Raw genomic sequence first — 25,221 nt, forward strand, 5'->3', positions numbered from 1 at the left:
GCGCCTCCCCGAGGTCTGCCTTCCCTGAGGTCCTACCTTCATCCTCCTCTTGTCCGCAGGTAGCGGGAAGAAGCCTGGTACGCCCGCTCGATGTAGGTGGAGATCTGGGACAGGTCGCGGTAGCGCAGGTTCGACAGCGGCGCGGCGACCCCGGCGGGCAGCACGTGCACCTCCACCCCGGGCGGCAACGTGGCCATCTCCTCGGCGAACCGGTAGCGGCGCGCGATCTCGAACGCCACCATCCCCACCTCCCAGAACCGCCGGGGTGCGGTCAGCGGGCGCTCGATCCGGCCGACGTGCAGCACGTAGACCCGCCTGGCCCCGAGCTGCACGGCCCGGCCGACGGGGATGCTGTGCACCAGCCCGCCGTCGAAGAAGTGCTCCCCGCCGATCTGCACGGGCGGCAGCAGCCCCGGCACCGCGCACGACGCCAGCACCGCCTCCACCAGCGGCCCGCTGGCGAACCAGTGGGCCGCGGCCCGCTCGACCGAGGCCGCCACGCACTGGAACGGCACCTCCAGCTCCTCGATCAGCTCCGTGCGCACCGTCCCGGCCAGCACCTCCCGCAGGGGACCGTTGGGATGCAGGTGGGTGCCGGTCCTGGCCAGCGTGGACAGCCGGGTCACCCACGACCCGGCGAACGCCGTACGCACGACGTCGGACCGCCACAACGAGGTCAGCCGGTCGACCGCCCGCGCGGGGTCGGCGGCGATGAGCGCGCCGTTGAGCGCGCCCACCGACGTGCCGACGACCACGTCGGGCCGGATGCCGAAGTCGTCGAGCGCCTGAAGCATGCCCACCTCGTGAGCACCGAGCACGCCACCGCCACCGAGCACGAACGCCGTCTCCACGTTCCTCACCCTGCCCATTCTCGTTGCCGTGTCCCGGCAGAAAACCGCCCATGACGCTGCCGACTTCGGCCAGTGACCCCGGCGCCGCCCCGGCGGGACGATTCCGGCATGACAGCAGTGGTTCAGGCCGAAGGGCTGACCAAGTACTACGGCGGGCGGCGCGGGCTCGAAGACCTCACGCTGGAGATCCGGCCCGGCGAGATCTTCGGCTACCTCGGGCCCAACGGCGCCGGCAAGACCACCACGATCAGGCTGCTCCTCGACGTGATCAGGCCCACCCGCGGCACGGTCCGCGTGTTCGGCCACGACCCGCGCGCCGCCGCCACCCGCGCCCGCATCGGCTACCTGCCCGGCGAGCTGGCCCTCGAAGGCCGCGACCGGGCCCGCGACTACCTGGGCTTCCTCGGCCGCGTGCGCGGCGGGGTGCCGGGCAGCCGCATCGAGGAGCTGGCCGAACGGTTCGACGCCGACCTGTCGGTGCCGATGCGCAAGCTCTCCAAGGGCAACAAGCAGAAGGTCGGGCTGATCCAGGCGTTCATGCACGAGCCGGAGTTCCTCATCCTCGACGAGCCGACCAGCGGGCTCGACCCGCTCGTCCAGCAGGAGTTCCTGGCCATGGTCCGGGAGGTGCGGGCGTCCGGCCGGACCGTGCTCATGTCCTCGCACGTGCTGGCCGAGGTGGAGAGCGTCTCCGACCGGGTCGGCATCGTCCGCGCGGGCCGCCTGGTGACCGTGGAGAACGTGGCCGCGCTGCGCGAGAAGGCCGTACGCCGGATGGAGCTGCACTTCGACGCCCCGGTTCCGCCGTCGGCGTTCGAGGGCCTGCCGGGGGTGCGCGACCTGCGCGTGGAGGGCGCCAGCGTCCGGTGCACGATCGACGGCCGTCCGGACGCCCTGGTCAAGGCCGCCGCCCGGTTCACCGTCGTGCACCTGGTCAGCGCCGAGCCCGACCTCGAAGAGATCTTCCTGACCTACTACAGCGAGGAGGAACGGCACCATGATCGCCAAGAGTCTGCGTGACCACCGCCGGGCCCTCATCTGGTGGACCGTCGGCATCAGCGCGTTCATGGCCCTCTACATCAGCATCTTCCGGAGCGTCAGCCAGGACCCGAGGACGTTCAACCAGCAGGCCCTGGCCAAGTACCCCGGCCCGCTCAGGGACCTCATGGGCGGCATGCCCGACCTGGCCCTCGGCGTCAACTTCCTGCAGACGGTCGTCTACCAGCTCTTCGTCCCGATGTTGTTCGTCGTGCTCGCCACCATGCTGGCCAACCGGGCGATCGCCCAGCCGGAGGAGGCAGGGACGCTGGAGCTCGTCGTCACGCTGCCGGTGGACCGCAAGCGGCTGGTGCTCCAGCGGTTCTGCGCGCTGGCGATCGCGCTGCTGTCGGTGTTCGCCGTGACGCTGGCCGTGGCGTGGGCGGCCGGGGGCGCGGCGGAGCTCGGGGTGCCGTTCGACCGTGTCCTGGCCGCGCACGTCGGGGTGCTGCTGCTCGCGCTGTTCTTCGGCACCGTGGCCCTGACCGTGGGCGCCGTGACCGGCCGCAGGATGATCGCCTCGTCCGTCGTCGGCGTGTGGGTGGCGGCCGGGTACATCGTCGTCACGCTCGGCCGCGGTGTGGCGGCCATCGCCTGGCTGAAGTGGCTCTCGCCGTTCCACTACTACGCCGAGGGCCGGCCGCTCTATGAGGGCCTGCCGGTCGGGGACTACCTTGTGCTGGCGGGAGCGACGGCAGTGCTCGCGCTCACCGCGATCCTGTCCTTCGACAGGCGTGACGTAGGAGTGTGATGGTGCTCTCCAGGATGCCCGCCGACCTGCTCGGCGGGCATCGTCAGGTGCTGGCCGGGGCCGCCGCGGGCCGCCCGCCCTCGCGGGAGGCGCTCGACGCCTGCCGCGCCGACGGCACCCGCGCCGCCGAGCAGGGCGTCCCGCTGCGGACGCTGGTCGACGGCGCGCTCGCCGCCGCCGAGGGGCTGCCGGACGTGCTGCCCGCGCTGCGCAGGGCCGTCTCGGCGCTCATGGAGGGGTACGAGCTGGCCCAGCTCGCCGCCCTCAGGGGCGAGGAGACGGCCCGCAGGGAGTTCGTGGACGACCTGCTCCAGGGACGGGCCGAGCGGCTGGCCGAACGGGCCGAGCACTTCGGCCTCCGGCTGGCCGAGTCGTACGTGGTGGCCGCCGCCCGCGGGCTGCGCGACGGGGACCAGGACCGCATCGAGCGCGATCTGGTCGCCCGGTTCGGCTCGCACAACGTGCTGGTGGCCGTCCGCGAAGGGCTGCTGGTGTGCGTCGTGCCCGCCACGCTGCCCGCCGCCGTGGGGGAGTTCACCCATCACGTACGCGCCCGCTTCCCGGCCGGGTGGCGGGTCGGCGTGGGACGGCCGCACCGCGGGCCGGGCGGCGTCGTGACCTCCTTCAGGGAGGCGGCCGGCGCACTGGAGCTGGCCGACGCGCTGCGGCTCACGCTCGACGTGGTCAAGGCCGCCGACCTGCTGGTCTTCCCCGTGCTGCTGCGCGACCGCGGAGCGATCGAGGACCTGGTGACCAGCGTGCTCAGCCCGCTGCTGCACGCCAGGGGCGGGCACGAGCCGCTGGTCGAGACGCTGGAGGCGGTCTTCGCCGCGCACGGCAACCAGGCGGCGGCGGCCCGCAGGCTGCGGATCAGCCCGCGGGCGGTGACGTACCGGCTGGAACGCATCCGCCGGCTGACCGGCTTCTCGCCCGACGACCCCACCCAGCGCTTCACCCTGGAGACCGCGGTCCTGGGCGCGCGCCTGCTGGACTGGCCGTGGGATCAGTCGTGAAGGGCGAGCCGGAGCCCGAACCCGACGATGACCACGCCGGTCACCCGGTCGAGGATCCGCCGCACACGGGCCGACCGCAGGACGTCGCTCATCAGCGAGGCGAACCCGATCAGCACCGCGCTCCACGCCAGCCCCTCGGCCACGTGCACCCCGGCCAGCAGCAGCCCCATCGCCGCGTGCGGCGCGCCGGCCGGGATGAAGTGCGGCAACATCGCCACGTAGAACGCCCCGACCTTGGGGTTGAGCAGGTTCGTGAGCAGTCCGCGCCGGAACCCCTTGCCGAAGCCGAACGCCCGCTGCCCGTCCTCCTCCTCGCCGGCCCGCGCCCTGGCGAGGAGCATGCGCAACCCCATCCACACCAGGTACGCCGCCCCCGCCCAGCGCAGCACGTCGTAGGCGAACCGCGAGGCCGCCAGCAGCGCCGACAGCCCCGCCGCGGTGAGCACGCCCCAGACCAGCGTGCCGAGCTGGATGCCCAGCACCACCCCCCAGGCCGCCCGCCTGCCTGTGAGCAGCGACGTGCGCAGGGTGAGAGCCGTGTCGAGCCCCGGCGTGATCGTCAGGAGCGCGACGACGGCAGCGAACGACCAGACTGCCGCATTGATGTCCACAAGGGGCGAGCGTAGCGCTAGGGAATCAACAGCAACTTTCCGGTCGTACGCCGGGCGGCCAGGTCCTCGTGGGCCCGTCGCGCCTCGGCCAGCGGGTAGCGCTCGGACACGTTGATCCTGAGCTGCCCCGAGGAGATCCAGCCGAACAGGTCGGCGGCCCGCCAGAGCAGCTCCTCGCGCTCGGCGACGTAATGGACGAGCGTGGGCCTGGTCAGGAAGAGCGAGCCGGCGCGGTTGAGCACCTGCGGATCGAACGGCGGGACCGGGCCGCTGGCCGCGCCGTAGAGGGCCATGAGCCCGCGCGGGCGCAGCGCCTCCAGGCCGCCGTCGAACGTCGTCCTGCCGACGCCGTCGTAGACGACGTGGATCCGGCCGCGCAACGCCTCGGCGAACTCGTCGTAGCCCAGCACCTCGTCGGCCCCGGCCGCGCGGGCCAGCTTCTCCTTCTCCGGCGTGGAGACCGTGCTGTAGACCTTGGCGCCGCGCAGCTTGGCGACCTGGATCAGCAACTGGCCCATGCCGCCGGCGCCGGCGTGCACCAGCACCTGGTCACCCTCCTTGACCTCGTACGTCGAGTGGGTGAGGTAGTGGGCGGTCATGCCCTGGAGCATCGCCGCCGCCGCCAGCTCGGCGGACACGCCGTCGGGCACCGGCACCAGCCGGTCGGCCGGCACCACGGCCTTCTCCGCGTAGCTCCCCAGCACACCGGCCCAGGCCACGGTGTCGCCGACGGCCAACCCCTCCACCCCGGCGCCGAGGGCCGAGACCACGCCGGCCCCCTCGGACCCGATCGGGGTCGGCACCGGGAGCGGGTAGGCGCCGGAACGGTGGTAGATGTCGATGAAGTTGACCCCGCCGGCCGCGACGTCGACCACGACCTCCCCGTCACCCGGCGCCGGATCGGGACGCTCGACGTATTCGAGAACCTCTGGACCGCCCTGGGCGGAGACGATGATGGCATGCATCCCCCCAGTCAACTCCGCCCCAGCCCCCCACCGCCACCCCGCCCCCACCGCGCCGCCGAGGGGATCCGGAGGCCGTCAGTACCTGCCACGGTCGCCGGAGCCCCGCCGCTCGCGGCTCATCGGCCAGGTGCGGCCGTCACCGATCGGGTGTGGTCGTCACCGGTTGGGGGCGGTCGTCACCGGTTGGGGGCGGTCGTCACTGGTCGGGGGTGGGCGAGGGGGGCAGGATGCGGGCCAGGGCGCCGGCTTCCAGGGCTACCCAGATCGCTCCGTCGGCACCGACCGTCAGCCCGTGCGGCTCGCTGCCGCCGGCGGCGCCCGGCCCGCCCTGCCCGGCGGTAGCGGACGACGGCACCGAGGACGACGGCACCGGCACCGAGGGCAGTTGGTGCTCCTCGATCGCGCCGTCGACCGTGATGCGGCCGAGGCGCCCGGCAGCCCACTCGGTGAACCAGAGCGCGCCGTCGGGACCGGCCACGATGGCGTGCGGACGGCAGGCCCGATCGGGCAGCGGAAACTCGGTGATCTTCCCGGCCGGATCGATCCGGCCGACCTGCCCCGCGCCGATTTCCACGAACCACACCGCCCCGTCGGGCCCGAGCGTGATGCCCACGGGGGCGGCCCCTTCGGTGGGCAGCGGATGCACGGTGACCTCCCCGGACAGCGAGATCCGGCCGACGGCGTGGCCCTGGTTGATCGAGAACCAGAGCGCGTCGTCGCCGCCCACCGTGATGAAGGCGGGCATGCCGCCCTCCACCGGCACGTCGAAGTCGGAGCGCTCGCCGTCGGCGCCGATGCGCCCGATGCGTCCGCTGCCCATCTGGGTGAACCACATCGCCCCGTCTGGCCCGGCGACGATCCCGTACGGCGAGTCGGCCGCGTACGCGGTGACCTGGCCGTCGCCGGTGATGCGGCAGACCCGGCCGCCCTTGCCCTCGGTGAACCACATCGCGCCGTCGTGGCCGGGCACGATCACGCCGGGCTGCCCGTCGGCCGGGTCGAGCTGGTGGATCACCGGCTCGTGCCCCGGCACCAGCCTGCCGACGCGGCCCTGGTGGACGAGCGTGAACCAGAGCGCGCCGTCGGCGGCGGTGGCCACGCCGTAGGGCGAGCCTGCGGAAATCATGGTCAACATATGTGTCCCCCTGTCAGTCGGATCTCGGTGCCCGTGAAACGGCGCCTCAGCGCGCGGTCGTGCGTGACCATGACCACCGCCCCCCGGTAGGCGGCGAGCGCGTGGTCGAGCTCGTCGGCCAGGACGGGCGACAGATGGTTGGTCGGCTCGTCGAGCAGCAGCAGGTCGTGCTCCCCGATGAGCAGCCTGGCCAGCGACAGCCGGCGCCGCTGGCCGACCGAGAGCTCGCCCACCCGCCGGCCGAGCACGTGCGCGGGGAACAGGCCGGTGTCCAGCAGGGCCGCGCGCCGCTCGTCGGCGTAGCCGTCGTGCCCGAACGCGGCGAGCACGGCCAGGCCGGGGTCGAGGTCGTCGTCCTGGGCGAGGTGGCCGGCCCGGCACCCGGCGCGCTCGGCCAGGACCCGCAGCAACGTGGACTTGCCCGCCCCGTTGGGCCCGCTCACCAGCACCCGCTCGCCCGCCCGGACGGTCAGCGACCCGACGTGGAGCCGGTCGCCGACGTGGACGTCACGCAGCTCCACCAGGACCGCAGGCGTGGCCGGACCGTCGCCCACCGGACCGTCGCCCACCGGACCGTCGCTTACCGAAGCGTCGCCCGCCGGAGCGGGAGTGCGGAAGGCCGCCCGGAAGCGGAGCGGGGTCGGTGGGCGGGGGACCGGGTCGTCCTCCAGGCGGCGCAGGCGTTCGTGGGCGTTGCGCACGCGGGTGGCCACCGAGCTCTGGACGCGGCCCGCGTTGCGGTCGTAGGCCATCTTGTTGTTGTCCTTCATGGCCCGCCCGGCCGCCACGCGGTGGGCGGTGGTGGCGGCGTGCTCGCGCACCTGCCGGACCTCCTCGCGCCAGGCCGTGTACGCCTGCTCCCACCGCGCCCGCGCTGCCGCCTTGGCGGCCAGGTAGCCGCTGTACCCGCCGCCGAACCGGGTGACGGCGCCCTCCTCGACCTCCAGGACGGCGGTGGCCACCCGGTCGAGGAAGACCCGGTCGTGGGAGACCACGACCACCGGGCCGCGGTGCCCGCGCAGCCGCTCTTCGAGCCAGGTCAGCGCGGGCTCGTCGAGGTGGTTGGTCGGCTCGTCGAGCAGCAGCGTGGCGGGGTCGGCGGCCAGCACGCAGGCCAGGCCCAGCCGGGCGCGCTCGCCGCCCGACAGGCTCGACAACACCCGGTTGCGGGCGACATGCGCCAGGCCGAGGCCGTGGAGGGCCTTGTCGATGCGCGCGTCGGCCTGGTATCCGCCGCGGGCCTCGTAGGCGGTCAGCAGCTCGCCGTATTCGCCCATGACGTCGTCGGTGAGCGCCGACTCCAGCTCGCGCAGCCTTCGCTCCATGGCCCGCAGGCCGGCGAGCGCGTGGTCGACCGCCTGCTGGACGGTGTGACCGGGCGGCAGGCCGAGCGTCTGGCCGAGGTGGCCGACGTCACCGGAGACATCGGTAGCGACGTCACCGGCGACTTCGCCTGGGACCCGCCCTGGGGCGCCGCCGGTGACGGTGATCTCGCCGTCGTCGGGCTGTTCGACGCCCGCCAGTAGCCGGAGCAGGGTGGACTTGCCGGAGCCGTTCTCGCCGACGACGCCCACGCGCTCGCCGGGGCCCACGGACAGGGACACGTCGGTGAGCACGGAGCGGTCGCCGTACGACTTGCTGAGCCCTCGAACGTTGATCAGGATGGAACTCCAATCGCAACTGTTGTAGCGTTAGTTTGGCACAGGTGAACCCGCAAACGCAACTGGAGTAGTTTTTGGAACCTAACAGACGTCCGGGAGGGCGCAGCGCGCGAGTTCGCGATGCCGTGCGCCAGGCGACCCTGGCCGAGCTGGCGGCCCATGGCTTCCGCGGCCTGACGGTCGAGAACGTGGCCGAGCGGTCGGGCGTGCACAAGACCACCGTCTACCGGCGGTGGGGCAGTGTGGAGGGCCTGATCTCCGACGCCCTGGAGCTGGCCAAGGACGAGCCGTGGCCGATTCCCGACACCGGCAGCGTCGAGGGCGACCTGCGGGCGATCGTCCAGCTCGTCCGGGGCGGGTTCGCCGACCCGGAGATGGGGCCGGTGTCGTCGGCGTTCGTGGCGGCGGCCGTCCAGAACCCGGAGGCGGCGCGGGCCCTGCACGAGTTCTTCACCGCCCGGCACGACCAGTCGGCCGAGGTGGTGCGGCGCGCGATCGCCCGCGGTGAGCTGCCCGACGTCGTCGACGTGCAGGAGGTGATCAGGGTGGCCGTCGCCCCGGTCTACTACCGGCTGTTCGTCGCGCACGAGCCGGTGAGCGAGCGGGACGCCGACCGCGCCGCCGACGCCGCCCTGGCCGCCGCCCGCGCCGGGATCCTCTGAGAACCCCGATCAGAGCGGCGGCCGCGAAGAAGCGACCGACGAAAGCGGCCGCGAAGAAGCAGCCGCAGAGAGGCCACCGACGGAAGCGGCCACCGACGGAAGCGGCCACGGTGAGGCGGCCGACGGAAGCGGCCGCCCGGAAGAGGCGGTCGCGGGGCTCGTCAGTGGCGCCGGGTGCGGAACCGGTCGAGGAAACGCCGGGCCTTCTCCTGGTTCTGCGGGTCTCGGGCCATGCGCTTGGCCTTCTCGACGGTCTGCCTGCCTTCAGGGCTGCGCAGGTACGCGCGCACCCGGTCCATGAGCTTCGCCATCCACACCCCCTACCCCGATGGCCGCCGGGAACGCGGGCCCGCCCGTCTAAGGCTCCTTCTGCCCCCGCAGCTCGAAGTCGTCGAACGTCATCTTCAGCAACGACTGGGTGTCCTTGGGCGTACGCGCGAACACCCCGACGTACCCGTTGCCGAGCCCGTTGGGGTCGTCGGCCTGCTGCACCCGCTTGTCGTTCACCCACATCGTCAGCCGCACCCCGGCGCCGCGCTGCTCGCACGAGGCCACGATGCGCATCCGTCCCTCCGGCTTGGCCACCTTGGCGGGCTGGGTCAGCGTGCCGCCCGCGCCGTCGTACACGCGGCGGATCCGCGCGTTCCCCTCGGTGTCGAGGCCGAACTCGTAGTAGGTGTCGTCATCGTCGGAGTTGTGGCAGTAGAGGCCGTACTCGCCGTTGCCCGCGTACTCCCCGACCTCGGCGGTGACGCCGACGACCACCGACGACGGCAACATCGGCGTGGGCGTGGCCGAGGGGTCGGGGGTGTTGGTGGGCGTGGCGACGAGGAACGGGATGGGGGCCTTGGCCCGCTGCTCCTCGCGGCCGTCCGCCACGTCGAGGCCGTACGTGCCGTCCGTGCGGTAGCCCTTGCTGCCCGTGGCGTCGGGGTCGTACGTGCCGAGCCAGCCGCCGGAGGTCTGCGTGAAGTCCTCGCGGTACAGGACGCCCAGGTCGTCGGGCGGCCCGCCCGGGGTGAGCATCGCCCAGGCGGCCACCGAGCCGGCCACGAGCACCGCCGCGGCGGCCGCGCCGATCCCGAGCAGCCTGCCGCGCCGCTTCGCCGCCGTGGGCCTGGCCTCGGTGAACGGGGTGGTGGCGTGCTGCCAGGCCACCTGCACGGTGTGCGCGGCCTGCTCGGGCGCGGCCGAGCGGCCCACGAGGTGGTCGAGGAGCTGCTGCGCGGTGGGCCGCGCGGCCGGGTCCTTGCGCAGCGCGGCCCCGACCAGCTCGCGCAGGCCGGGATCGACGTCGTCGAGGCCGGGCTCGGCGTTGAGCACCTGGTAGACGATGGCGGGCAGCGTGTCGCCGCCGAACGGCGCCCGCCCGCTCGCCGCGAACGCGACCAGGCAGCCCCACGAGAACACGTCGCAGGCGGGCGAGACCGGCTCGCCGCGCAGCACCTCGGGGGCCATGTACCGGGGCGTGCCGACCAGCTCGCCGGTGCCGGTGACGCCGCCCAGCGTGTCGAGCGCCCGCGCGATGCCGAAGTCGATCACGCGCGGCCCGACGGGGGACAGCAGCACGTTCGACGGCTTGAGGTCTCGGTGGACCACCCCGGCGCCGTGGATGGCGGTGAGCGCGGTGGCCACGCTGACGGCCAGCGCGTCGAGGCTCGACCCGCGCAGCGGCCCCGACTGGCGTACGGCCTCCTCCAGATTGGGGCCGGGCACGTACTCGGTGACCACGTAGAGCAGGTCGCCGTCGAGCGCGGCCTCGAGCACCGCGGCGGTGCAGAACCTGCGGACGCGGCGAGCGGCGTCGGCCTCCCGGCGGAAGCGCATCCGGAACTGCTCGTGCTGGCTGAGCTCCGGATTGATCACCTTGATGGCGACCCGCTGCCCGGCGGGATCCTCGGCGAGATGGACCGTGCCCATGCCGCCCCGCCCGAGCACGCTCAGCAGCCGGTAGCGCCCGATCTGGGATATATCACCGCTCACGGCGGCCCAGCTTACCGATTCGCGGCTATCCGCCGCAGAACTCGCACGCGATGCGCGTACGCCGCGCGTACGACCAGGCCGCCACGGCCATCCCGGCGCCCCACACCACGTACCCGGGCACGGCCACCCAGAAGAACGCCTCGGGCAGATCACCCCCGGAGAACGGCACGCCCCCGCTGAGCCGTTCGGCGGCCATCTGCCCGAGCGCCACCCCGAAGTAGGCCAGCAGTCCGCCGGACACCCCCACCCCCGGCCACAACACCAGCCGGCGCGGCACCGGACGCCCGGCCAGCCACGGCACCCATCCCGGCCACACCCGCCCGAACCGGTGGACGAGCGCCAGCGGCAGCAGCGTCCCGGCGAGCAGGAACCCCACCTCGAACGCCACCACCCCGGCACGGTACGGCACGACGTCGAACCCGACGGCCGCCTGCGCCGCGATCCGCGCCAGGCAGCCGGCCACGGAGACGTAGGCCGCGGCGAAGGCCCACCCCGGCGTACGGGCGAGCACCCGGGACGACCGCCGCCCGCACGCCGCGCAGGCCCCCGCGGCCCGCCGCCGGTAGGCCGCCGCGGACCGCCAGAGCAGCACCCCCGAGCCCACGCAGGCCGCCTTGCTGAGCGCCCCCGCCCACGAGAACGGGATGCCGAGCCCCGGCACGACCATGGACACCACGTCGAGCAGCAGCAGCGCCCCCGACACGATGAGCGCACCGCCCACCGCCCACGCCAGCGCCGGCGGCGCCCACCCCAGCGGGCCGTCGGGGCGCACGGCCATCATGACGACCAGCGCCGCCGCGGCCGCCGCGCACAGGCCCACCGCCGCCCAGCCGGTGAACACGATCAGGTCGGACCCGATCGGCGACATGCGCTCCGGCATGTGGCCGAGCTCCCAGTAGACGCGCAGGCCGCCGTAGAGGACGACCAGCGCGAGCGCGACGGCGGGCGTCCTGACAACTTTCATCTCCGGGCTCATGACCGGAATCCTGCCGACACCCGCGGGCCCGTCCCTCCCCTGCGGGAGGCGGGCTCATCCCCCGTGCGGGGGAGCGCCGCGCAGCCCGGCCCGCACCTGGGCCAGCCCGCGTACGGGGTCCACCACCAGCACGCGGCAGCCCGCGGCGGTGGCCGCGGCGACGCCCGCCGGGCTGTCCTCGACGGCCACGCACCGCGCCGGCGCCACCCGCAGCCTGCGGGCCGCCTCCAGGTACGGGTCCGGGTGCGGCTTGCCCCGGGCGGTGTCCTCGTCGGCGATCACCAGGTCGAACGCGTGCCCGAGCCTCGGCAGCACCAGCTCCACGATGCTGCGGGGGGAGGCGGTCACCAGTGCGGTCGGGACGCCCGCCGCGGCCAGCTCGGCCAGCAGCTCCGGCGCCCCCGGCACGACCGTCAGCCCCGTCCTGACGCGCTCGGCGAACGCCTCCGTGAGCGCGCTCGCCACCCCGTCCGCGCTCACCCCGCCGGCCCCGTCCACCAGGTACGCGGCCGTGTCGCCCACCGTGCGGCCCGTCACGTGCGGCGCGTCGGCGGCCGTCAGCGCACGGCCCAGCGACCCGGCCACCGAAGCCGCGGCCTGCCACCAGAGCCCTTCGGTGTCCACCAGCGTGCCGTCCATGTCGAACAGGACCGCGTCGGCCGGCCTCTCAGGCATCGGCCGACAACACCGGCGCCGGCGCCGTCACCGTACGGGCGGCCACCAGCACCGGGCGCTCCACCAGCCGGACCGTGACGCGGGCCCCCGGCCCCAGCCGGGCCGCCTCGTGCCCCGGCACGTCGGCCAGCACCTCGCCGCCCTCCAGCGACAGCCGCAGCCGCACCGAGGCCCCCGGAAGGACGCGGCCAGCACCTCGGCGCCGCCGTCCGGGTCGGGCGTGACCCGGACGGCCTCGGGCCGGATCAGCACGTCCACGTCGGGCTCGGCGGGCGCCGGGCCGTCCACGGGAAGGAGCTGGCCGAGCACGGTGACGCCGTCCCCGGACAGCCGCCCGGCCAGGTGGTTCATGGCCCCGACGAACTCGGCGACGAACGGCGTGGCCGGCCGGTCGTAGACCTCGGCGGGCGGCCCGCACTGCTCCAGCCGTCCCTCGCGCAGCACCGCGACCCGGTCGGCGATCGACAGGGCCTCCTCCTGGTCGTGGGTGACGAAGACGGTGGTGATGCCGAGGTCGAGCTGCAACCGGCGGATCTCCTCGCGCAACGTCACCCGCACCTTGGCGTCGAGCGCCGACAGCGGCTCGTCGAGCAGCAGCACGCGCGGTTCGAGCGCGAGCGCGCGGGCCAGGGCGACGCGCTGCTGCTGGCCGCCGGAGAGCTGGTGCGGGAAACGGTCGGCGTGCGTGGGGAGGCCGACGAGTTCGAGCAGCTCGGCGGCCCTGGCGTGCCGGACGGCCGCGGGCGCCTTGCGTACGCGCAGGCCGAAGGCCACGTTGTCGCGGGCGTTGAGGTTGGGGAAGAGCGAGTAGGACTGGAAGACCATCCCGGCGTCGCGCTTGTTGGCGGGCACGTTCGTGATGTCCTTGCCGTCCAGCAGCACCGCGCCGGAGTCGGGCCGCTCGAACCCGGCCACGCAGCGCAGCGCCGTCGTCTTGCCGCAGCCCGACGGCCCCAGCAGCGCCACGAACTCGCCGGGGGCGATGGTCAGGTCGAACCCGTCGAGCGCGACCGTCCTGCCGAACACCCGGCGCAGCCCGCGGAACTCCACCGCAGCGGTCATGATTTCTTCCTTCCACTGAAGACGGTGGAGACGGCGAGCAGCAACACCCAGATGAGCAGCAGGCTGAGGATGGAGACGGCGACGGACAGCTGCCCCTTGGAGCCGGACACGGTCACGATCCAGACCGCGAACGGCTCGTAGCCGAGCAGGCTGGCCACCGTGTACTCGCCCAGCACCAGCGCGAGCGTCAGGAACGACGCGCTGGCCAGGGCCGAGCGCAGGTTCGGCACCACCACTCGCAGCAGCACGTGCGGCCAGGACGCGCCCAGGTTCCGGGCGGCCTCGACCAGCGTGCGCACGTCCATGGTGCGCAGCCCGGCGTCCAGCGAGCGGTAGACGAACGGCAGCACCAGCACGACGTACGCGAGCACGAGCACGACCGGGAACCCCGGGTCCTGGATCGCGATCAGCGTGCCCCAGAACGGCGTCGGCGCCAGGATGTCGGCCCCGTCACGCAACGACGTCGTCAGCCCGGCCACGAACGTGATCGGCGGCACCACCAGCGGCAGCGTGCACAGCACCTCCATCACCGGCCGCAGCCGCGGCGCGAACAGCCGTACGGCCAGCATCGCCGGCAACGCCAGCAGCAGGACCAGCACGATCGTCGCGGCGGCCAGCGACAGCGACAGCAGCAGCGAACGCGCGAAGCCCTCGGCCGTCAGCAGCTCGCCGTAGGCGGAGAACGACACCCCGGTGGCCGGGTTGTGGACCGTGTACCAGAGCGAGGCCCCGAGCGGGATCAGGAAGTAGGCCGCGGCCAGGGCGAACACCAGGCCGCGCCACCAGCGGGGCCGGGCGGGCGGTTTCGCCGCCGCCGCGGCGACGGGCTCCAGCCCGGTCAGCGCAGCCATCGGGAGCTCCTCCTCTGCAGCGGCAGGTAGATCGCCATCACCAGCCCGGCCACCACGATCATGTCGAGACTGAGCGCCAGCGCGATGTTCTCGTAGCCGACCAGCACGTCACCGGTCAGCGCGCTGGCGATCTTCAGGGTGACCAGCGGCACGACGGTGCCCACCATGGCGTTCGCGGTCGCGTACGCCGAGAACGCCGACCCGAACAGCAGCACCACCCCGCCCAGCATCGCGGGCGCGAGCACCGGCAGCGCGACGAGGCGCCAGTAGTGCCAGGCGGTCGCGCCGCTGTTGGCGGCGGCCTCGCGCCACTGGGGCCGCAGCCCGTCCAGCGCGGGCGCCATGACCAGCACCATCAGCGGGATCGCGAAGTACAGGTAGACGATCACCAGCCCCCAGAACGTGTACAACGACCCCGAGGGCAGCCCCACCAGGCCGCTGATCACGCCCGAGTTGCCCAGCGTGGCGATCCAGAAGAACGCAAGCGGCACCCCGCCGAAGTTGGCCAGCACGCCCGAGGCGGTCAGCACGGCCTCGCGCAGCAGCGTGAAGCGCGAGGTCACCACGGCGTAGGCGAGGAACGTGCCGAGGACGGCCCCGGCCAGCGCCACCACGGCCGACAGCTTGACGCTCCCGGCCATGGCGACGAGGTAGCCGCCCTGGAGGCTCTGCGCGACGTTGGCCAGGCTCGGCCGTCCCTGGACGGTGAAGGCCCCCGCCACCAGCGCGACCGCCGGGACCCCGAAGACGAGGGCGAAGAAGGCCAGCAGGGGCAGGGCGCCGGCCCAGCCCCTGGAACGCGGGCGGGTCATCCCGAGATCGCGGCGTCCCAGCCGCTGGCCAGCTTGGCCTTGGCCGCGTCGACCTGCTCGGGCGTGGGGAACTCGGGCGTGCCCTCGACCTGGGGCAGCTTCGCGGCCAGCGCCTTGTCCACCGTGCCGTCGGAGGTCATGGACGGCAGCAGCACCGGACGGGCGAAGCCCTTGAGGTAGAGGTTCTGGCCCTCGGCGCTGTAGAGGTACTCCTGCCACAGCCTGGCCGCCGCCGGGTGCGGGGCGTCCTTGTTGACGGCCTGGGCGTACATCTGGAAGTACTTGCCGTCGGTCGGCACGTTCACCTTCCAGTCGAGGCCCTTGGCGGCCATCTGGGGGGCGTAGGCGGCGTTGTTGTAGTCCCAGTCGATGCTGATCTGGGTCTCGCCCTTCTCGATGGTCGCCGGGGTCGTCTCGACCGGGTTGTAGTTGCCGGCGTCCTTGAGCTTCTTGAAGAAGTCGATGCCGGGCTGGATGTCGTCGAAGGAGCCGCCGTTGGCGATCGCGGCGGCGTACACGCCGGCGAAGGCCGAGCCCGACTTGGTCGGGTTGCCGTTCATCGCGACCTTGCCCTTGTACTCGGGCTTGAGCAGGTCGGCGTAGCTGGTCGGGCACTTGGCGATCTTCTTGGCGTCGCAGCCGATCGAGACGTAGCCGCCGTAGTCGTTGGTCCAGAGCCCGGTCGGCTCCTTCTGACCCTCGGGGATCTTGTCGAACGACTGCACCTTGTACGGCGCGAACAGCCCTTCCTTGGCGCCGCTGATCGCGAACGACTGGCCGAGGTCGAGCACGTCGGGGGCGCGGTCCTGGCCCTTGCGGGTCTTGACGGCGTTGATCTCGTCCGCGCTGGCCGCGTCGGGCGTCTCGCTCTCGATCTTGATGCCGTACTTGGCCTCGAACGACTTGATGATCTCGCCGTAGTTGGCCCAGTCGGGCGGGAGCGCGATGACGTGGAGGTTGCCCTCCTTCTTGGCGGCCTCGACGAGCTTGTCGAAGCCGCCGAAGTCGGCGGCGGAGGCGGCGGTCGCCGCGTTCGCCCCGCCTTCGGCCGTCTTGGTGGTCTGCTGGCTGCTCGGGGCGGCGCCACACGCCGCGGTGACAACGGTAAGGGCCGCGATGACGCCGGCCGTACGGGCGCGAGGTGTGAACACGTCGCCTCCACTCTCCGGGGGTGTGGAAAGAACTTAAGGGAACTTGTACAAACAAGCGAGCACCAGTAAGTCGCATAAACATTGCTCTTTCGTGAATGGAGAAGGTCGCGAATGGTTGCGCGCTATGAACGGATAGCCGCTGAGCTGCGTGATGACATCCTGGCGGGCGCGTACCCGGTCGGCTCCCAGCTCCCGAGCGAGGCCGAGCTGGCCACCCGGCACCGGGCGGCGCGCGGGACCGTGCGGCAGGCGGTGGCCGTGCTGGTCGCCGAGGGGCTGGTGGGGTCGAGGCAGGGCGCCAGGCGCATCGTGCTCGGCAACGCGCGCAGCCAGAGCTTCGCCGAGCTGCACAGCTTCGCCCAGTGGGCCAGGGCCAACGGCTACCGCATCGGCGGCCAGGTGATCTCCCAGCGCCGCCGGGCCGCCACCGCGCCCGAGTCCGCCAGGTTCGGCGGGGGCGAGGTGCTGGAGGTGCTGCGCCTGCGCTCGCTGGAGGGCGAGCCCGTCCTGGTCGAGCGGACCGTCTACGCCGAGTGGGTGGCCCCCGCCGTCGAGGCGCTGCCCGCCGACTGCGCGTCCGTCACCGAGGCCCTGTACGAGTCCGTCGGCCTGATCTTCGCCTACGGCGAGCACCTCATTGACGCCGTGCCCGCCGGCGCCGGGGACGCCCGGCTGCTGGGCGTGCGGCGCGGCAGCCCGCTCCTGCGCCAGCGCCGCGTCACCACCACGCACGAGGGCCGCCCGGTGGAGTCCTCCGACGACCGGTACCGGGCGGGCAGCGTCACCTTCAGCATCCGCAACTCGATCGGCGCCAACCCCCTGACGCGGCGGGCGGGCGACTTGCGCTTCGGGCCGTAAGAACATATGTTCGATACATAAGCGCCCGTCTTCCCCCGGGTGGCTCAGCAAAGGAACCAGAGCCGCGGGGAGAAGCGTCTTGAGCAGACTCTATGGCGATCCGATAGAGGTGTGGACCAGAGACGGCGAGCCGACCCAGTTCGTCTGGCGCGACCGGCTCTATCTCGTCCGCGACGTGCTCGACCACTGGGTCGTGGCGCGCGAGTGGTGGAAGACCGGCGAGGGCGATCCCGGCGAGCGCCGCTTCTGGCGGGTGGAGGCGAGCCCGGGGCGCCAGGTCGGCTCGTACGAGCTGCGCTACGACACCGCCGGCGACGGCTGGCTGCTGCTGCGGGCGTGGGACTGATGGCGCCCCCGTTCCCGCACCTCGACGTGGCCTCGGCCTACTCCATGAGGTACGGCACCGCCTTCCCGCACGCCCTGGTGGAACGGGCCGCCGAACACGGCATGGACATCCTCGCGCTGACCGACCGCGACGGGCTCTACGGCGCGGTCAAGCACGTCCAGGCGTGCGCGGACGCCGGGATCGCCCCCGTGGTCGGCGTGAACCTGGCGCTCGACGTCCCGGCCGTCACGCCCGCGCCGGGCCTGCGCGCGCCGCGGCCCGCGACCGGGCCCAGGAGCGGGCCCGGCGCCGAGGACCGGGTCACCGTGCTGGCCCGCTCCGGCGGCTGGTCGCGGCTGTGCCGCCTGGTCACCGCCGCGCACGCCGCCGGCGAGCGCGGCGCGCCCAAGGTGACCCGCGAGCTGGTCGGCGCCTGGGCCGGGGCGGCGGGCGGCGATCACGGGTTCGGCGCCGAGGACGGGCTCGTGGTGCTGCTCGGGCCACGCTCCGACGTCGGCCGCGCGATCGCCGAACGCCGCGACGAGCAGGCCAGGACGCTGCTCGGCCGGTGGCGCGCCGCCGTCCCCGGCGTGGTGATCGAACTGGTCGACCAGTACGGCTTCCGCGACGCCACCACGGCCGTCCGCATGCTCGGCCTGGCCGAGTCCGCCGGCGTGCCGGCCGTGCTGACCAATGCCGCCCGCTACCTCGACCCGGCCGACCACCAGGTCGGCGACGTGCTCGACGCGGCCCGCCGGCTCGTCCCGCTGCACCCCAGGCACCTGGAGAGCAGCACCTCGCACGCCTACCTCAAGAGCACCAAGGAGATGTGGCAGGTGGCGGCCAAGGTCTGCGGCGCCGACCGGGAGCGGGTGGCCCGGCTGCTGTTCACCACCAGGCGCCTGGCCGAGGCGTGCTCGATGGACCCGCTGCGGCTGCTCGCGCTCAGGAACGACCCGCCTGACCTCAACCTGCCCGAGGTCGGCAGCGATCCGGTGCCGCTGCTGCGCAACCGCGTCGAGGACGGCCTGGTCAGGCGCGGCCTCGACCGCTCGGCGGAGGCCAGGGAACGCCTGCGGGCCGAGCTGGACGTCATCGAGCGCAAGCGCCTGTCCGGGTACTTCATCGCCGTGGCCGGCATCACCGACATGATCCGCGGCATGGACATCCGCTGCGCCGTCCGCGGCTCGGGCGCCGGCAGCCTGGTCAACTACCTCATCGGCATCGGCGAGGTGAACCCGCTCGACCACGGCCTGCTCATGGAGCGTTTCCTGTCGGAGGGCCGCGTCGGCCTGCCCGACATCGACGTGGACGTGGAGTCGGCCCGCCGGCTCGACTGCTACAAGGCCATCTTCGAACGCTACGGCGAGGCCCGGGTGGCCTGCGTGTCCATGATGGAGACCTACCGGGCGCGCAGCGCCATCAGGGACGTCGCCGGCGCGATGGGCCTGCCGCCGCACGAGATCGACGCCATCGCCAAGGCGTTCCCGCACATCAGGGCCAGGCAGATCACCGCGTCCCTGGCCGACCTGCCCGAGCTGCGCGAGAGCCGGCTCGGCGAGGCCGGGCTCGACCGGGTGTTCCGGCTGGCCGAGAAGCTCGACGGCCTGCCCAGGCACATCGCGCTGCACCCGTGCGGCGTGCTGGTCGGCAACTCGGGCCTGCGCGACAGGACGCCGGTGGAACGCAGCCTGCTGGAGTTCCCGATGTCCCAGTTCGACAAGGACGACGTGGAGGAGGCCGGCCTGCTCAAGCTGGACGTGCTGGGCGTGCGGATGCAGTCGGCCATGGCGTACGCGCTGAGCGAGGTCAAACGCGTGGACGACATCGAGGTCAGGCTGGACGAGCAGGCCGGCGACGACCCAGGCGTCGAGTACGTCCCGCACGACGACCGGGAGACCTACGACATGATCTGCGCCAGCCGCACGCTCGGCTGTTTCCAGATCGAGTCGCCGGGCCAGCGGGAGCTGGTGGCCAAGCTGGAGCCGCGCCGGATGCACGACCTGATCGTGGACATCTCCCTGTTCCGGCCGGGGCCGGTCAACTCCGACATGGTCACCCCGTACCTGGAGGCCAGGCACGGGTGGCGGCAGCCGTACTACCCGCACGCCCGGCTGCGCGAGGCGCTGAAGGAGACGCACGGCGTGGTCGTCTTCCACGAGCAGGTGCTGAAGATCATCTCGGTGATGACGGGACGCGACCTGTCCTTCGCCGAGACCCTGCGGCGCACCCTCGGCACGCCGGAGGGCCGGGAGCGGGTGCGCAAGGCGTTCGTGCCGCTGGCCAGGGCCAACGGGTTCGGTGACGCGGCGGTGGAGCGGGCCTGGAAGGTGCTCGACGCGTTCGGCGCCTTCGGGTTCTGCAAGGCGCACGCGGCGGCGTTCGCGCTGCCCACCTACCAGTCGGCCTGGCTCAAGCGGCACCACACGGCGGCGTTCTTCGCCGGGGTGCTCACCCACGACCCCGGCATGTACCCGTCGCGGGTCATCATCGACGAGGCCCGGCAGTGCGGGGTCGAGATCCTGCCGCTCGACGTCAACGGGTCCGGCAAGGACTGGCGGGTGGAACGGCTCGGCCCGCGCCCGCCGCTGCGGCTGCGGGTGAGCCCGTCGGAGCTGGGGGAGGAGCGGCGTCCGGTGCGGCAGGAGTTCAGGATCGGGGAGATCGGCCGCGGTTACGCGCTGCGGGTGCCGTTCTCGGCGATCAAGGGGGTGAGCGAGGCCGAGGTCGAGCGCATGGTGGCCGGGCAGCCGTACACGTCGCTGGCCGACTTCTGGGACCGGGCCAGGCCCTCGCGCCCGACCATCGAGCGCATCGTCCAGGTCGGCGGGCTCGACGCGCTGCACGGCCTGCGTCCCGGCGGCCCTCGCTGGCGTCCGGGCGAGCTGACCCGGCGCGACCTGATCGCCCAGGTGGGGGCGCTGGAGCGGGCGTCGTCGATCGGCGTGCGCTCGGCCGCGCCCCGGTCCAGGCGCTACACCGCGGCGCCGCCGCGTCCCAGGGCCGAGCAGCCGTCCACGCAGCTGCCGCTCGGCTTCGGCGAGCACCTGCCGCCCGGCGAGCTGCCCGAGATGACGGAGACGGAGATGGTCGAGGCCGAGCTGGAGATCCTCGGCATCGACGTCAGCCGGCACGTCATCAGCTTCCACGACGAGCTGCTCGACGCGCTCGGGGTGGTGCGCTCCAAGGACCTGCTCGCCCAGCGCAACGGCGCGGAGGTGCTGGTCGCCGGGGTGAAGGTGGCCACCCAGACGCCCGCCGTGCGTTCGGGGCAGCGGGTCATCTTCACCACTCTCGACGACTCGACGGGGCCGGTCGACCTGACGTTCTTCGAGTCGGTGCAGGGCAGGTGCGCGGCGACGGTGTTCGGCTCGTGGCTCATGCTGGCCAGGGGGTGGTCCGCCGTACGGGGGCCCGCGCGGTCTCCATGCGCGCCGTCGACTGCTGGAACCTCACCGACCTGGACGCGCTGTGGCGCGCGGAGGGCGTCGAGGCCGTCCGCGCCCTGCTCGACCGGGCCCCCGAAGAGCGGCCCGGCGTCGGCGGACGCAGGATCGAGTACGCCAACGGCTTCCGGCTCTCGCCCTACTCCGACCTCGGCCCCGCCATCGCCACCCCGCCCCGGCAGCTCTGGCACGCCAGCCCCGGCAGCTCCGGCCCGACGGCGGCCTGACCCTGTGCCCGGCCCCCCGGCGGTCGCTAGCCGGTGTGGCCGAACGGGGCCGAGCCCTGGGCGGGCCGGGTGGTCAGCCGGGTCACGACCTCGGGGCCGGGCGCGGACTCGGCGACCGCCTCGCGCAGCCGCCCGGCCACGTCGAGCCGCTGGACGCGGGTGACCTCGCGGACGGTGGCGGCGCACAGCAGGGCCGCCACCGCCGCGCCGCCCAGCTCCAGCACTCCCACCCCGGTCAGCCCGTCGGAGGAGGACTCCAGCGGGAGGCGGACCGTGACCAGCGTCAGCATGGCCAGCCAGCTCAGCCACCACGCCGCCAGCAGCACGAGCCACCGCCCGCGCCGCCCGGCCGGCGGCTTGGCCCGCCGCCACACGTCGTCGACCAGCAGCGCGGGCGCGACCAGGTTGACGACGGGGATCAGCCAGGCGGCCGCGACCGGCCCGGTGGGGCTGGAACGGTCCTTCACCTGACGGGCCCGCACGATCCAGGTGACGTAGGCGGCCCCGGCGGCGACGGAGGTGCCCGCGACCAGCATCATCAGCACCGCGAACATCGTCACCGCCCCCACGACCGCCTCCGCCTGCGCCCCCTGGGGACGGCCGCCGAACGCGGCGAGCTGGACGGCGAGATGACGGCCGCGGGACTGCTCGAAGACCACGAGGGCGCCCAGGGAGAGGACCTGCGCGGCAAGCGTCACATATACGGCGGAAGCTGCTTTGGTTGGCGGTGCCTGGGCGTAGCGCACGATGTTCTCCCCCCGGGCCATGCGCTGAGGTTCTGACTCACTTGTATCCCGTGAGCACCGCTGTTAATCAGCTCACCACGCCGGATTCCCACGCCCAAGCCGCAATTCCCACTCGATTGCGGACACCGAGTTTCGCCTGGATGCTGCCCAGGTGCGTCTTCACCGTCGACAGCGACACGAACAGCTCGGCGGCCACCTCCTGGTTGGTGCGTCCCCTGGCGACCAGGCGCACGACGTCGAGCTCGCGGTCGGTCAGCGGGCCGTTCGGCGGCTCGGCCGCCCGCCTGGGCTGGGTCAGGTGCTGCAGCAGCCGTACGGTGACCGACGGCGACACCAGCGCGTCGCCCCCGGCGGCGGCCCTGACCGCCTCGATGAGCAGCGTGGGGCCGCTGTCCTTGAGCAGGAAGCCGGTGGCCCCGGCGCGCAGCGCGCCGTAGACGTACTCGTCGAGGTCGAAGGTGGTGACGATGACCACCCGCATCGGGTTCTCCACGCCCGGCCCGGCCAGCACGCGGGTCACCTCCAGCCCGTCGAGCTTGGGCATCCTGATGTCGAGCAGGCACACGTCAGGCCGTAGCCGCCTGGCCTCGGCCACGGCCTCGGCGCCGTCGGCCACGGCGGCCACGACCTCCATGTCCGGTTGAGCGTCCAAGATCATTTGGAAGCCGGTGCGCACCAGCTGCTGGTCGTCGGCGATGAGAACCCGAATAGTCACGGCTCAACTCTAAGGATCAGCCGTTCGGCCGAGGCCGAAATGGACGCACGGCCGATCCGCCGCCACCCCCCGCCGCGGAAGGGTGGAGGCCATGAACGACGTGCTTGTTGGACGAGCCCTGGCCAAGCGGTTCGGGCAGACGGTCGCCCTGGGCGGCGTGGACATCACGGTACGGGCGGCAGAGGCCGTGGCCATCATGGGCCCGAGCGGTTCCGGCAAGTCGACCCTCCTCCACTGCCTGGCCGGGATCATGAAGCCGGATGACGGCGAGGTCCACCTGATGGGCCAGCGCATCGACGCCATGGGCGAGCGCCAGCGCAGCGCCCTGCGCCGCACCCGCTTCGGCTTCGTCTTCCAGTTCGGCCAGCTCCTGCCGGAGCTGCCCGCCGAGGAGAACGTGGCGCTCCCGCTCATGCTGGGCGGCGTGCCGCGCGCCCAGGCCGTACGGCAGGCCCGCGAGTGGTTCCCGCTGCTCGGCCTGCACCAGATGGAGACCCGGCGGCCCGGCGAGCTGTCCGGCGGCCAGGCCCAGCGCGTGGCCATCGCCAGGGCGCTGGTGAGCAAGCCCGCCGTCGTCTTCGCCGACGAGCCGACCGGTGCGCTCGACCAGCAGACCGGCCAGGACACCATGCGCCTGCTCACCGAGGCGACCAGGCACAACGGGGCCTGCCTGATCGTCGTCACGCACGACCCCAACGTGGCCGCCTGGTGCGACCGCACGGTCGAGGTCCGCGACGGCCGCCTGCTCGCCCACGGGGTGACCGCGTGAACCTCGACCTGACCTGGCGGCTGCTCAAGGGCGGCGGCCGCAGGGGCATGCTGGGCACCTGGCTCACCTTCGGCGCGGTCGCGGTGGCCACGGGGCTGCTGCTGTTCGCCGTCGCCGCGAACGTCGCCTTCGACGCCAGGGCCGACCGCAGCGCCTGGCGCAACCCCGTGGCGGCGGCCCAGAAGGACGCGGTGGCCGTCGAGGCGACCCGCTTCGACTACGTGGGCGACCAGACGATCACCGTCGTCGACCTGGCCGCGCTCACGCCGGGGGCGCCCGCCCCGCCCGGCATGCCGCGCTTCCCGGCCCCCGGCGAGGTGTGGCTGTCGCCTGCCCTGTCCGAGCTGGCCGCCAGGTTGCCCGCCGACCGGCTGGCCAAGCGCTACCCGGCGCCGAAGGGCGTGCTGGGCGACGAGGCGCTGGTCCAGCCCGAGGAACTCGTCGCGGTGGTCGGCCACGCGCCGGACTCGCCCGCGATGACCGCCGAGCGCAGCGACGACTGGATCCTCGGCAAGCCGCCGGTCAAGGTCGCGACCCTGGCCGGCACCCCCAGCGAGGACGCCGAGGCGTACCAGGTGCTGGCGCTGATCGCCAGCGTGCTCATGGTGGTGCCGCTGCTGGTGTTCGGCGGCGCCGCGGCCAGGCTCACCGTCGCCCGGCGCGACCAGCGGCTGGCCGCGCTCAGGCTGATCGGCGCGACGCCGGGCCAGGTGGTCGGCATGACGGTGGCCGAGGCCGTGCTGGTGACCTTCGCCGGGGCCCTGGCCGGGGCCGTCGCGTTCGGGGCGGCCGTGCCGCTGCTGGCGCGCATCCCGATCCAGGGCGGCACCTGGTTCGTCGCCGACCTGTTCCCGAACCTGCTGGTCCTGGCCGGCGTGCTGGTCGCGGTGCCGCTGCTGGTGGGGCTGTCGGCGGTGGTCGGGCTGCGCCGGGTCGTGGTCAGCCCGCTCGGCGTGGCCAAGCGGGAGACGCCGCCCGGCATGCGGTTCGTCCGCGTGCTCGCGCTGCTCGCGGTGCTGGCCGTGTTCCCGCTGCTCACCAGGGGGACCAGCGTGGCGCTCGTGGCCGTGGCGCTCGGGCTGGCGTTCCTGTGCCTGAACCTGGCCGGACCGTGGGTGGTCGGCCTCATCGGCAAGGTCGCGGCCGGGACCGCGCGCCGGCCCGCGCGGCTGCTGGCGGCCCGCAGGCTGGTGGACGATCCGCGCTCGGCCTGGCGGACCGTCAGCGGCGTGGCCCTGACCGGCTTCGTGGCCGGATTCCTCGGCCTGCTCAGCCCCGGCGCGTTCGGCGGGGACGCCGGGCCCGCCCAGCTCAGCGTCGTGGCGCCGGTGGGCGAGGCGTCGAAGGTGGCCGACCAGGCCCGCGACCGGCTCGGGCGGGCGGGCATCACGGCCACGGTGAAGACCGTCAAGCACACCGTGGTCGCGGCGCTCGGCAGCGGCGCCGACGACGTCGTGGTCGACCGGGCGCGCACCGCGCTGAGCGACCTCGTGCCGGGGCGCACCCCGACGACGAAGGCCGACGACCAGCGCTTCGGCCTGCTGCTCCTGGCCGACGTGCGGGTGGGCACGATCGTGGTGCTGTCGGTGTCGTTCCTGGTGGCGATCGCCAGCGCGGGCATCACCGCGGCCTCGTCGGTGCTGGACCGGCGGCAGACCTACGCGCTGCTGCGGCTGGCGGGCACGCCCCTGGAGGTCCTGGACCGGGCCCGGCGGGCCGAGACGCTGATCCCGATGGCCGTGATGGGCGGCGGCGCGATCCTGGTGGGCGCGTTCTGCGCGATGCCGTTCATGATCGGCGGAGTGAGCACGAGCGGCGTGGTCACGCTGCTGGTCTGCGTGGGCGCCGGCTTCGCGGGCGTGATCGGCGCGGGCGCGCTGAGCAGGCCGCTGCTGCGCTCGGTGACCGACGACCCGGCGCCCCGGCCGGACTGACCGC

23 protein-coding genes and 1 pseudogene are annotated in these 25,221 nt (G+C 73.5%); 9 read left to right on the forward strand and 15 right to left on the reverse strand.

What is annotated here, in order from left to right:
* Positions 1-38: 38 nt before the first annotated feature.
* A complete protein-coding gene (locus tag ACNF49_RS16050; RefSeq protein WP_482944207.1) occupies positions 39-869 on the reverse strand; it encodes a patatin-like phospholipase family protein in 831 nt (276 codons plus the stop codon).
* Between the two features lie 90 nt (positions 870-959).
* On the opposite strand from ACNF49_RS16050, the gene ACNF49_RS16055 reads away from it, so the two are divergent.
* Genes ACNF49_RS16055 through ACNF49_RS16065 form a run of 3 tightly spaced genes read left to right on the forward strand, consistent with a single transcriptional unit; the run spans position 960 to position 3,653 of the window.
* A complete protein-coding gene (locus ACNF49_RS16055; protein WP_357980798.1) occupies positions 960-1,871 on the forward strand; it encodes an ABC transporter ATP-binding protein in 912 nt (303 codons plus the stop codon).
* Positions 1,849-2,640, forward strand: a complete 792-nt coding sequence (locus ACNF49_RS16060) for a DUF2705 family protein (protein ID WP_482944208.1) — start codon at positions 1,849-1,851, stop codon at positions 2,638-2,640. Before ACNF49_RS16055 ends, ACNF49_RS16060 begins: the two co-directional genes overlap by 23 nt.
* Positions 2,640-3,653, forward strand: coding sequence for a PucR family transcriptional regulator (locus ACNF49_RS16065; protein ID WP_357980792.1), 1,014 nt, complete (start codon positions 2,640-2,642; stop codon positions 3,651-3,653). The genes ACNF49_RS16060 and ACNF49_RS16065 overlap by 1 nt, the downstream gene beginning before the upstream one ends.
* Here ACNF49_RS16065 and ACNF49_RS16070 read toward each other — a convergent pair.
* The 4 genes from ACNF49_RS16070 to ACNF49_RS16085 all read right to left on the reverse strand — a co-directional run bounded on the left by ACNF49_RS16070 (position 3,644) and on the right by ACNF49_RS16085 (position 8,028).
* On the reverse strand, positions 3,644-4,264 hold the full coding sequence (locus tag ACNF49_RS16070) for a LysE family translocator (protein ID WP_357980789.1): 621 nt from the start codon (positions 4,262-4,264) through the stop codon (positions 3,644-3,646). The two genes, ACNF49_RS16065 and ACNF49_RS16070, sit on opposite strands and share 10 nt — an antisense overlap.
* A gap of 17 nt (positions 4,265-4,281) precedes the next feature.
* Positions 4,282-5,229, reverse strand: a complete 948-nt coding sequence (locus ACNF49_RS16075; protein WP_357980787.1) for a quinone oxidoreductase family protein — start codon at positions 5,227-5,229, stop codon at positions 4,282-4,284.
* A gap of 196 nt (positions 5,230-5,425) precedes the next feature.
* Positions 5,426-6,364 (reverse strand): Vgb family protein, encoded by a 939-nt coding sequence (locus ACNF49_RS16080; RefSeq protein WP_482944209.1) that lies wholly within the window; start codon positions 6,362-6,364, stop codon positions 5,426-5,428.
* Entirely contained in the window at positions 6,358-8,028 is a 1,671-nt protein-coding gene (locus ACNF49_RS16085) for an ABC-F family ATP-binding cassette domain-containing protein (protein ID WP_482945535.1), read from the reverse strand. Before ACNF49_RS16085 ends, ACNF49_RS16080 begins: the two co-directional genes overlap by 7 nt.
* Before the next feature lie 122 nt (positions 8,029-8,150).
* Here ACNF49_RS16085 and ACNF49_RS16090 point away from each other — a divergent pair, with 122 nt between their 5' ends.
* Positions 8,151-8,687, forward strand: coding sequence for a TetR/AcrR family transcriptional regulator (locus tag ACNF49_RS16090; protein ID WP_357980779.1), 537 nt, complete (start codon positions 8,151-8,153; stop codon positions 8,685-8,687).
* Between the two features lie 161 nt (positions 8,688-8,848).
* On the opposite strand, the gene ACNF49_RS16095 is transcribed toward ACNF49_RS16090, so the two are convergent.
* The 8 genes from ACNF49_RS16095 to ACNF49_RS16130 are packed head-to-tail and all read right to left on the reverse strand — an operon-like array spanning position 8,849 to position 16,197.
* Positions 8,849-8,998 carry a hypothetical protein gene (locus tag ACNF49_RS16095; protein WP_352360647.1) on the reverse strand — a complete coding sequence of 50 codons (150 nt, stop codon included), beginning with the start codon at positions 8,996-8,998 and terminating at the stop codon, positions 8,849-8,851.
* A gap of 46 nt (positions 8,999-9,044) precedes the next feature.
* The gene (locus ACNF49_RS16100) at positions 9,045-10,670 is read right to left on the reverse strand and encodes a serine/threonine-protein kinase (RefSeq protein ID WP_482944210.1); all 1,626 of its coding nucleotides are present in this window, start codon (positions 10,668-10,670) and stop codon (positions 9,045-9,047) included.
* Between the two features lie 25 nt (positions 10,671-10,695).
* Positions 10,696-11,646: a hypothetical protein gene (locus tag ACNF49_RS16105; protein ID WP_482944211.1), complete on the reverse strand. Its 951-nt coding sequence runs from the start codon at positions 11,644-11,646 to the stop codon at positions 10,696-10,698.
* A 54-nt stretch (positions 11,647-11,700) separates the two neighbouring features.
* Positions 11,701-12,321, reverse strand: coding sequence for an HAD family hydrolase (locus tag ACNF49_RS16110; RefSeq protein ID WP_357980769.1), 621 nt, complete (start codon positions 12,319-12,321; stop codon positions 11,701-11,703).
* Positions 12,322-12,348: 27 nt separating this feature from the next.
* Positions 12,349-13,383 (reverse strand): ABC transporter ATP-binding protein, encoded by a 1,035-nt coding sequence (locus ACNF49_RS16115; protein WP_482944212.1) that lies wholly within the window; start codon positions 13,381-13,383, stop codon positions 12,349-12,351.
* Positions 13,380-14,234 carry an ABC transporter permease gene (locus ACNF49_RS16120; RefSeq protein WP_357980763.1) on the reverse strand — a complete coding sequence of 285 codons (855 nt, stop codon included), beginning with the start codon at positions 14,232-14,234 and terminating at the stop codon, positions 13,380-13,382. Before ACNF49_RS16120 ends, ACNF49_RS16115 begins: the two co-directional genes overlap by 4 nt.
* Positions 14,222-15,046 carry an ABC transporter permease gene (locus ACNF49_RS16125; protein ID WP_357980760.1) on the reverse strand — a complete coding sequence of 275 codons (825 nt, stop codon included), beginning with the start codon at positions 15,044-15,046 and terminating at the stop codon, positions 14,222-14,224. Before ACNF49_RS16125 ends, ACNF49_RS16120 begins: the two co-directional genes overlap by 13 nt.
* On the reverse strand, positions 15,043-16,197 hold the full coding sequence (locus tag ACNF49_RS16130; protein ID WP_482944213.1) for an ABC transporter substrate-binding protein: 1,155 nt from the start codon (positions 16,195-16,197) through the stop codon (positions 15,043-15,045). Before ACNF49_RS16130 ends, ACNF49_RS16125 begins: the two co-directional genes overlap by 4 nt.
* A 111-nt stretch (positions 16,198-16,308) precedes the next feature.
* Here ACNF49_RS16130 and ACNF49_RS16135 point away from each other — a divergent pair, with 111 nt between their 5' ends.
* The 3 genes from ACNF49_RS16135 to ACNF49_RS16145 all read left to right on the forward strand — a co-directional run bounded on the left by ACNF49_RS16135 (position 16,309) and on the right by ACNF49_RS16145 (position 21,216).
* Positions 16,309-17,055, forward strand: coding sequence for a GntR family transcriptional regulator (locus ACNF49_RS16135; RefSeq protein ID WP_358294820.1), 747 nt, complete (start codon positions 16,309-16,311; stop codon positions 17,053-17,055).
* A gap of 79 nt (positions 17,056-17,134) precedes the next feature.
* Positions 17,135-17,401, forward strand: a complete 267-nt coding sequence (locus ACNF49_RS16140; RefSeq protein ID WP_357980751.1) for a DUF6504 family protein — start codon at positions 17,135-17,137, stop codon at positions 17,399-17,401.
* Positions 17,401-21,216 carry a DNA polymerase III subunit alpha gene (locus ACNF49_RS16145; protein ID WP_482944214.1) on the forward strand — a complete coding sequence of 1,272 codons (3,816 nt, stop codon included), beginning with the start codon at positions 17,401-17,403 and terminating at the stop codon, positions 21,214-21,216. Before ACNF49_RS16140 ends, ACNF49_RS16145 begins: the two co-directional genes overlap by 1 nt.
* Before the next feature lie 46 nt (positions 21,217-21,262).
* On the opposite strand, the pseudogene ACNF49_RS16150 reads toward ACNF49_RS16145, so the two are convergent.
* Positions 21,263-21,820, reverse strand: a pseudogene (locus ACNF49_RS16150) (DUF4328 domain-containing protein); the annotation flags it as partial.
* A 46-nt stretch (positions 21,821-21,866) separates the two neighbouring features.
* Positions 21,867-22,514, reverse strand: a complete 648-nt coding sequence (locus ACNF49_RS16155) for a response regulator (RefSeq protein WP_352323489.1) — start codon at positions 22,512-22,514, stop codon at positions 21,867-21,869.
* Between the two features lie 91 nt (positions 22,515-22,605).
* Here ACNF49_RS16155 and ACNF49_RS16160 point away from each other — a divergent pair, with 91 nt between their 5' ends.
* The gene (locus ACNF49_RS16160) at positions 22,606-23,283 is read left to right on the forward strand and encodes an ABC transporter ATP-binding protein (RefSeq protein WP_357980742.1); all 678 of its coding nucleotides are present in this window, start codon (positions 22,606-22,608) and stop codon (positions 23,281-23,283) included.
* Complete coding sequence (locus ACNF49_RS16165; protein WP_482944215.1) at positions 23,280-25,217, forward strand: FtsX-like permease family protein; 1,938 nt, start codon at positions 23,280-23,282, stop codon at positions 25,215-25,217. The genes ACNF49_RS16160 and ACNF49_RS16165 overlap by 4 nt, the downstream gene beginning before the upstream one ends.
* Positions 25,218-25,221 lie beyond the last annotated feature (4 nt).

It is taken from the genome of Actinomadura sp. ATCC 39365 (assembly GCF_054392275.1).

What these genes read in the sequence shown, in the direction of transcription:
- ACNF49_RS16050 (WP_482944207.1), bottom strand. Translation starts at nt 869, where the DNA reads ATGGGCAGGGTGAGGAACGTGGAGACGGCGTTCGTGCTCGGTGGCGGT.
- ACNF49_RS16055 (WP_357980798.1), top strand. Translation starts at nt 960, where the DNA reads ATGACAGCAGTGGTTCAGGCCGAAGGGCTGACCAAGTACTACGGCGGG.
- ACNF49_RS16060 (WP_482944208.1), top strand. Translation starts at nt 1,849, where the DNA reads ATGATCGCCAAGAGTCTGCGTGACCACCGCCGGGCCCTCATCTGGTGG.
- ACNF49_RS16065 (WP_357980792.1), top strand. Translation starts at nt 2,640, where the DNA reads ATGGTGCTCTCCAGGATGCCCGCCGACCTGCTCGGCGGGCATCGTCAG.
- ACNF49_RS16075 (WP_357980787.1), bottom strand. Translation starts at nt 5,229, where the DNA reads ATGCATGCCATCATCGTCTCCGCCCAGGGCGGTCCAGAGGTTCTCGAA.
- ACNF49_RS16080 (WP_482944209.1), bottom strand. Translation starts at nt 6,364, where the DNA reads ATGTTGACCATGATTTCCGCAGGCTCGCCCTACGGCGTGGCCACCGCC.
- ACNF49_RS16095 (WP_352360647.1), bottom strand. Translation starts at nt 8,998, where the DNA reads ATGGCGAAGCTCATGGACCGGGTGCGCGCGTACCTGCGCAGCCCTGAA.
- ACNF49_RS16105 (WP_482944211.1), bottom strand. Translation starts at nt 11,646, where the DNA reads ATGAGCCCGGAGATGAAAGTTGTCAGGACGCCCGCCGTCGCGCTCGCG.
- ACNF49_RS16110 (WP_357980769.1), bottom strand. Translation starts at nt 12,321, where the DNA reads ATGCCTGAGAGGCCGGCCGACGCGGTCCTGTTCGACATGGACGGCACG.
- ACNF49_RS16115 (WP_482944212.1), bottom strand. Translation starts at nt 13,383, where the DNA reads ATGACCGCTGCGGTGGAGTTCCGCGGGCTGCGCCGGGTGTTCGGCAGG.
- ACNF49_RS16120 (WP_357980763.1), bottom strand. Translation starts at nt 14,234, where the DNA reads ATGGCTGCGCTGACCGGGCTGGAGCCCGTCGCCGCGGCGGCGGCGAAA.
- ACNF49_RS16125 (WP_357980760.1), bottom strand. Translation starts at nt 15,046, where the DNA reads ATGACCCGCCCGCGTTCCAGGGGCTGGGCCGGCGCCCTGCCCCTGCTG.
- ACNF49_RS16135 (WP_358294820.1), top strand. Translation starts at nt 16,309, where the DNA reads ATGGTTGCGCGCTATGAACGGATAGCCGCTGAGCTGCGTGATGACATC.
- ACNF49_RS16145 (WP_482944214.1), top strand. Translation starts at nt 17,401, where the DNA reads ATGGCGCCCCCGTTCCCGCACCTCGACGTGGCCTCGGCCTACTCCATG.
- ACNF49_RS16160 (WP_357980742.1), top strand. Translation starts at nt 22,606, where the DNA reads ATGAACGACGTGCTTGTTGGACGAGCCCTGGCCAAGCGGTTCGGGCAG.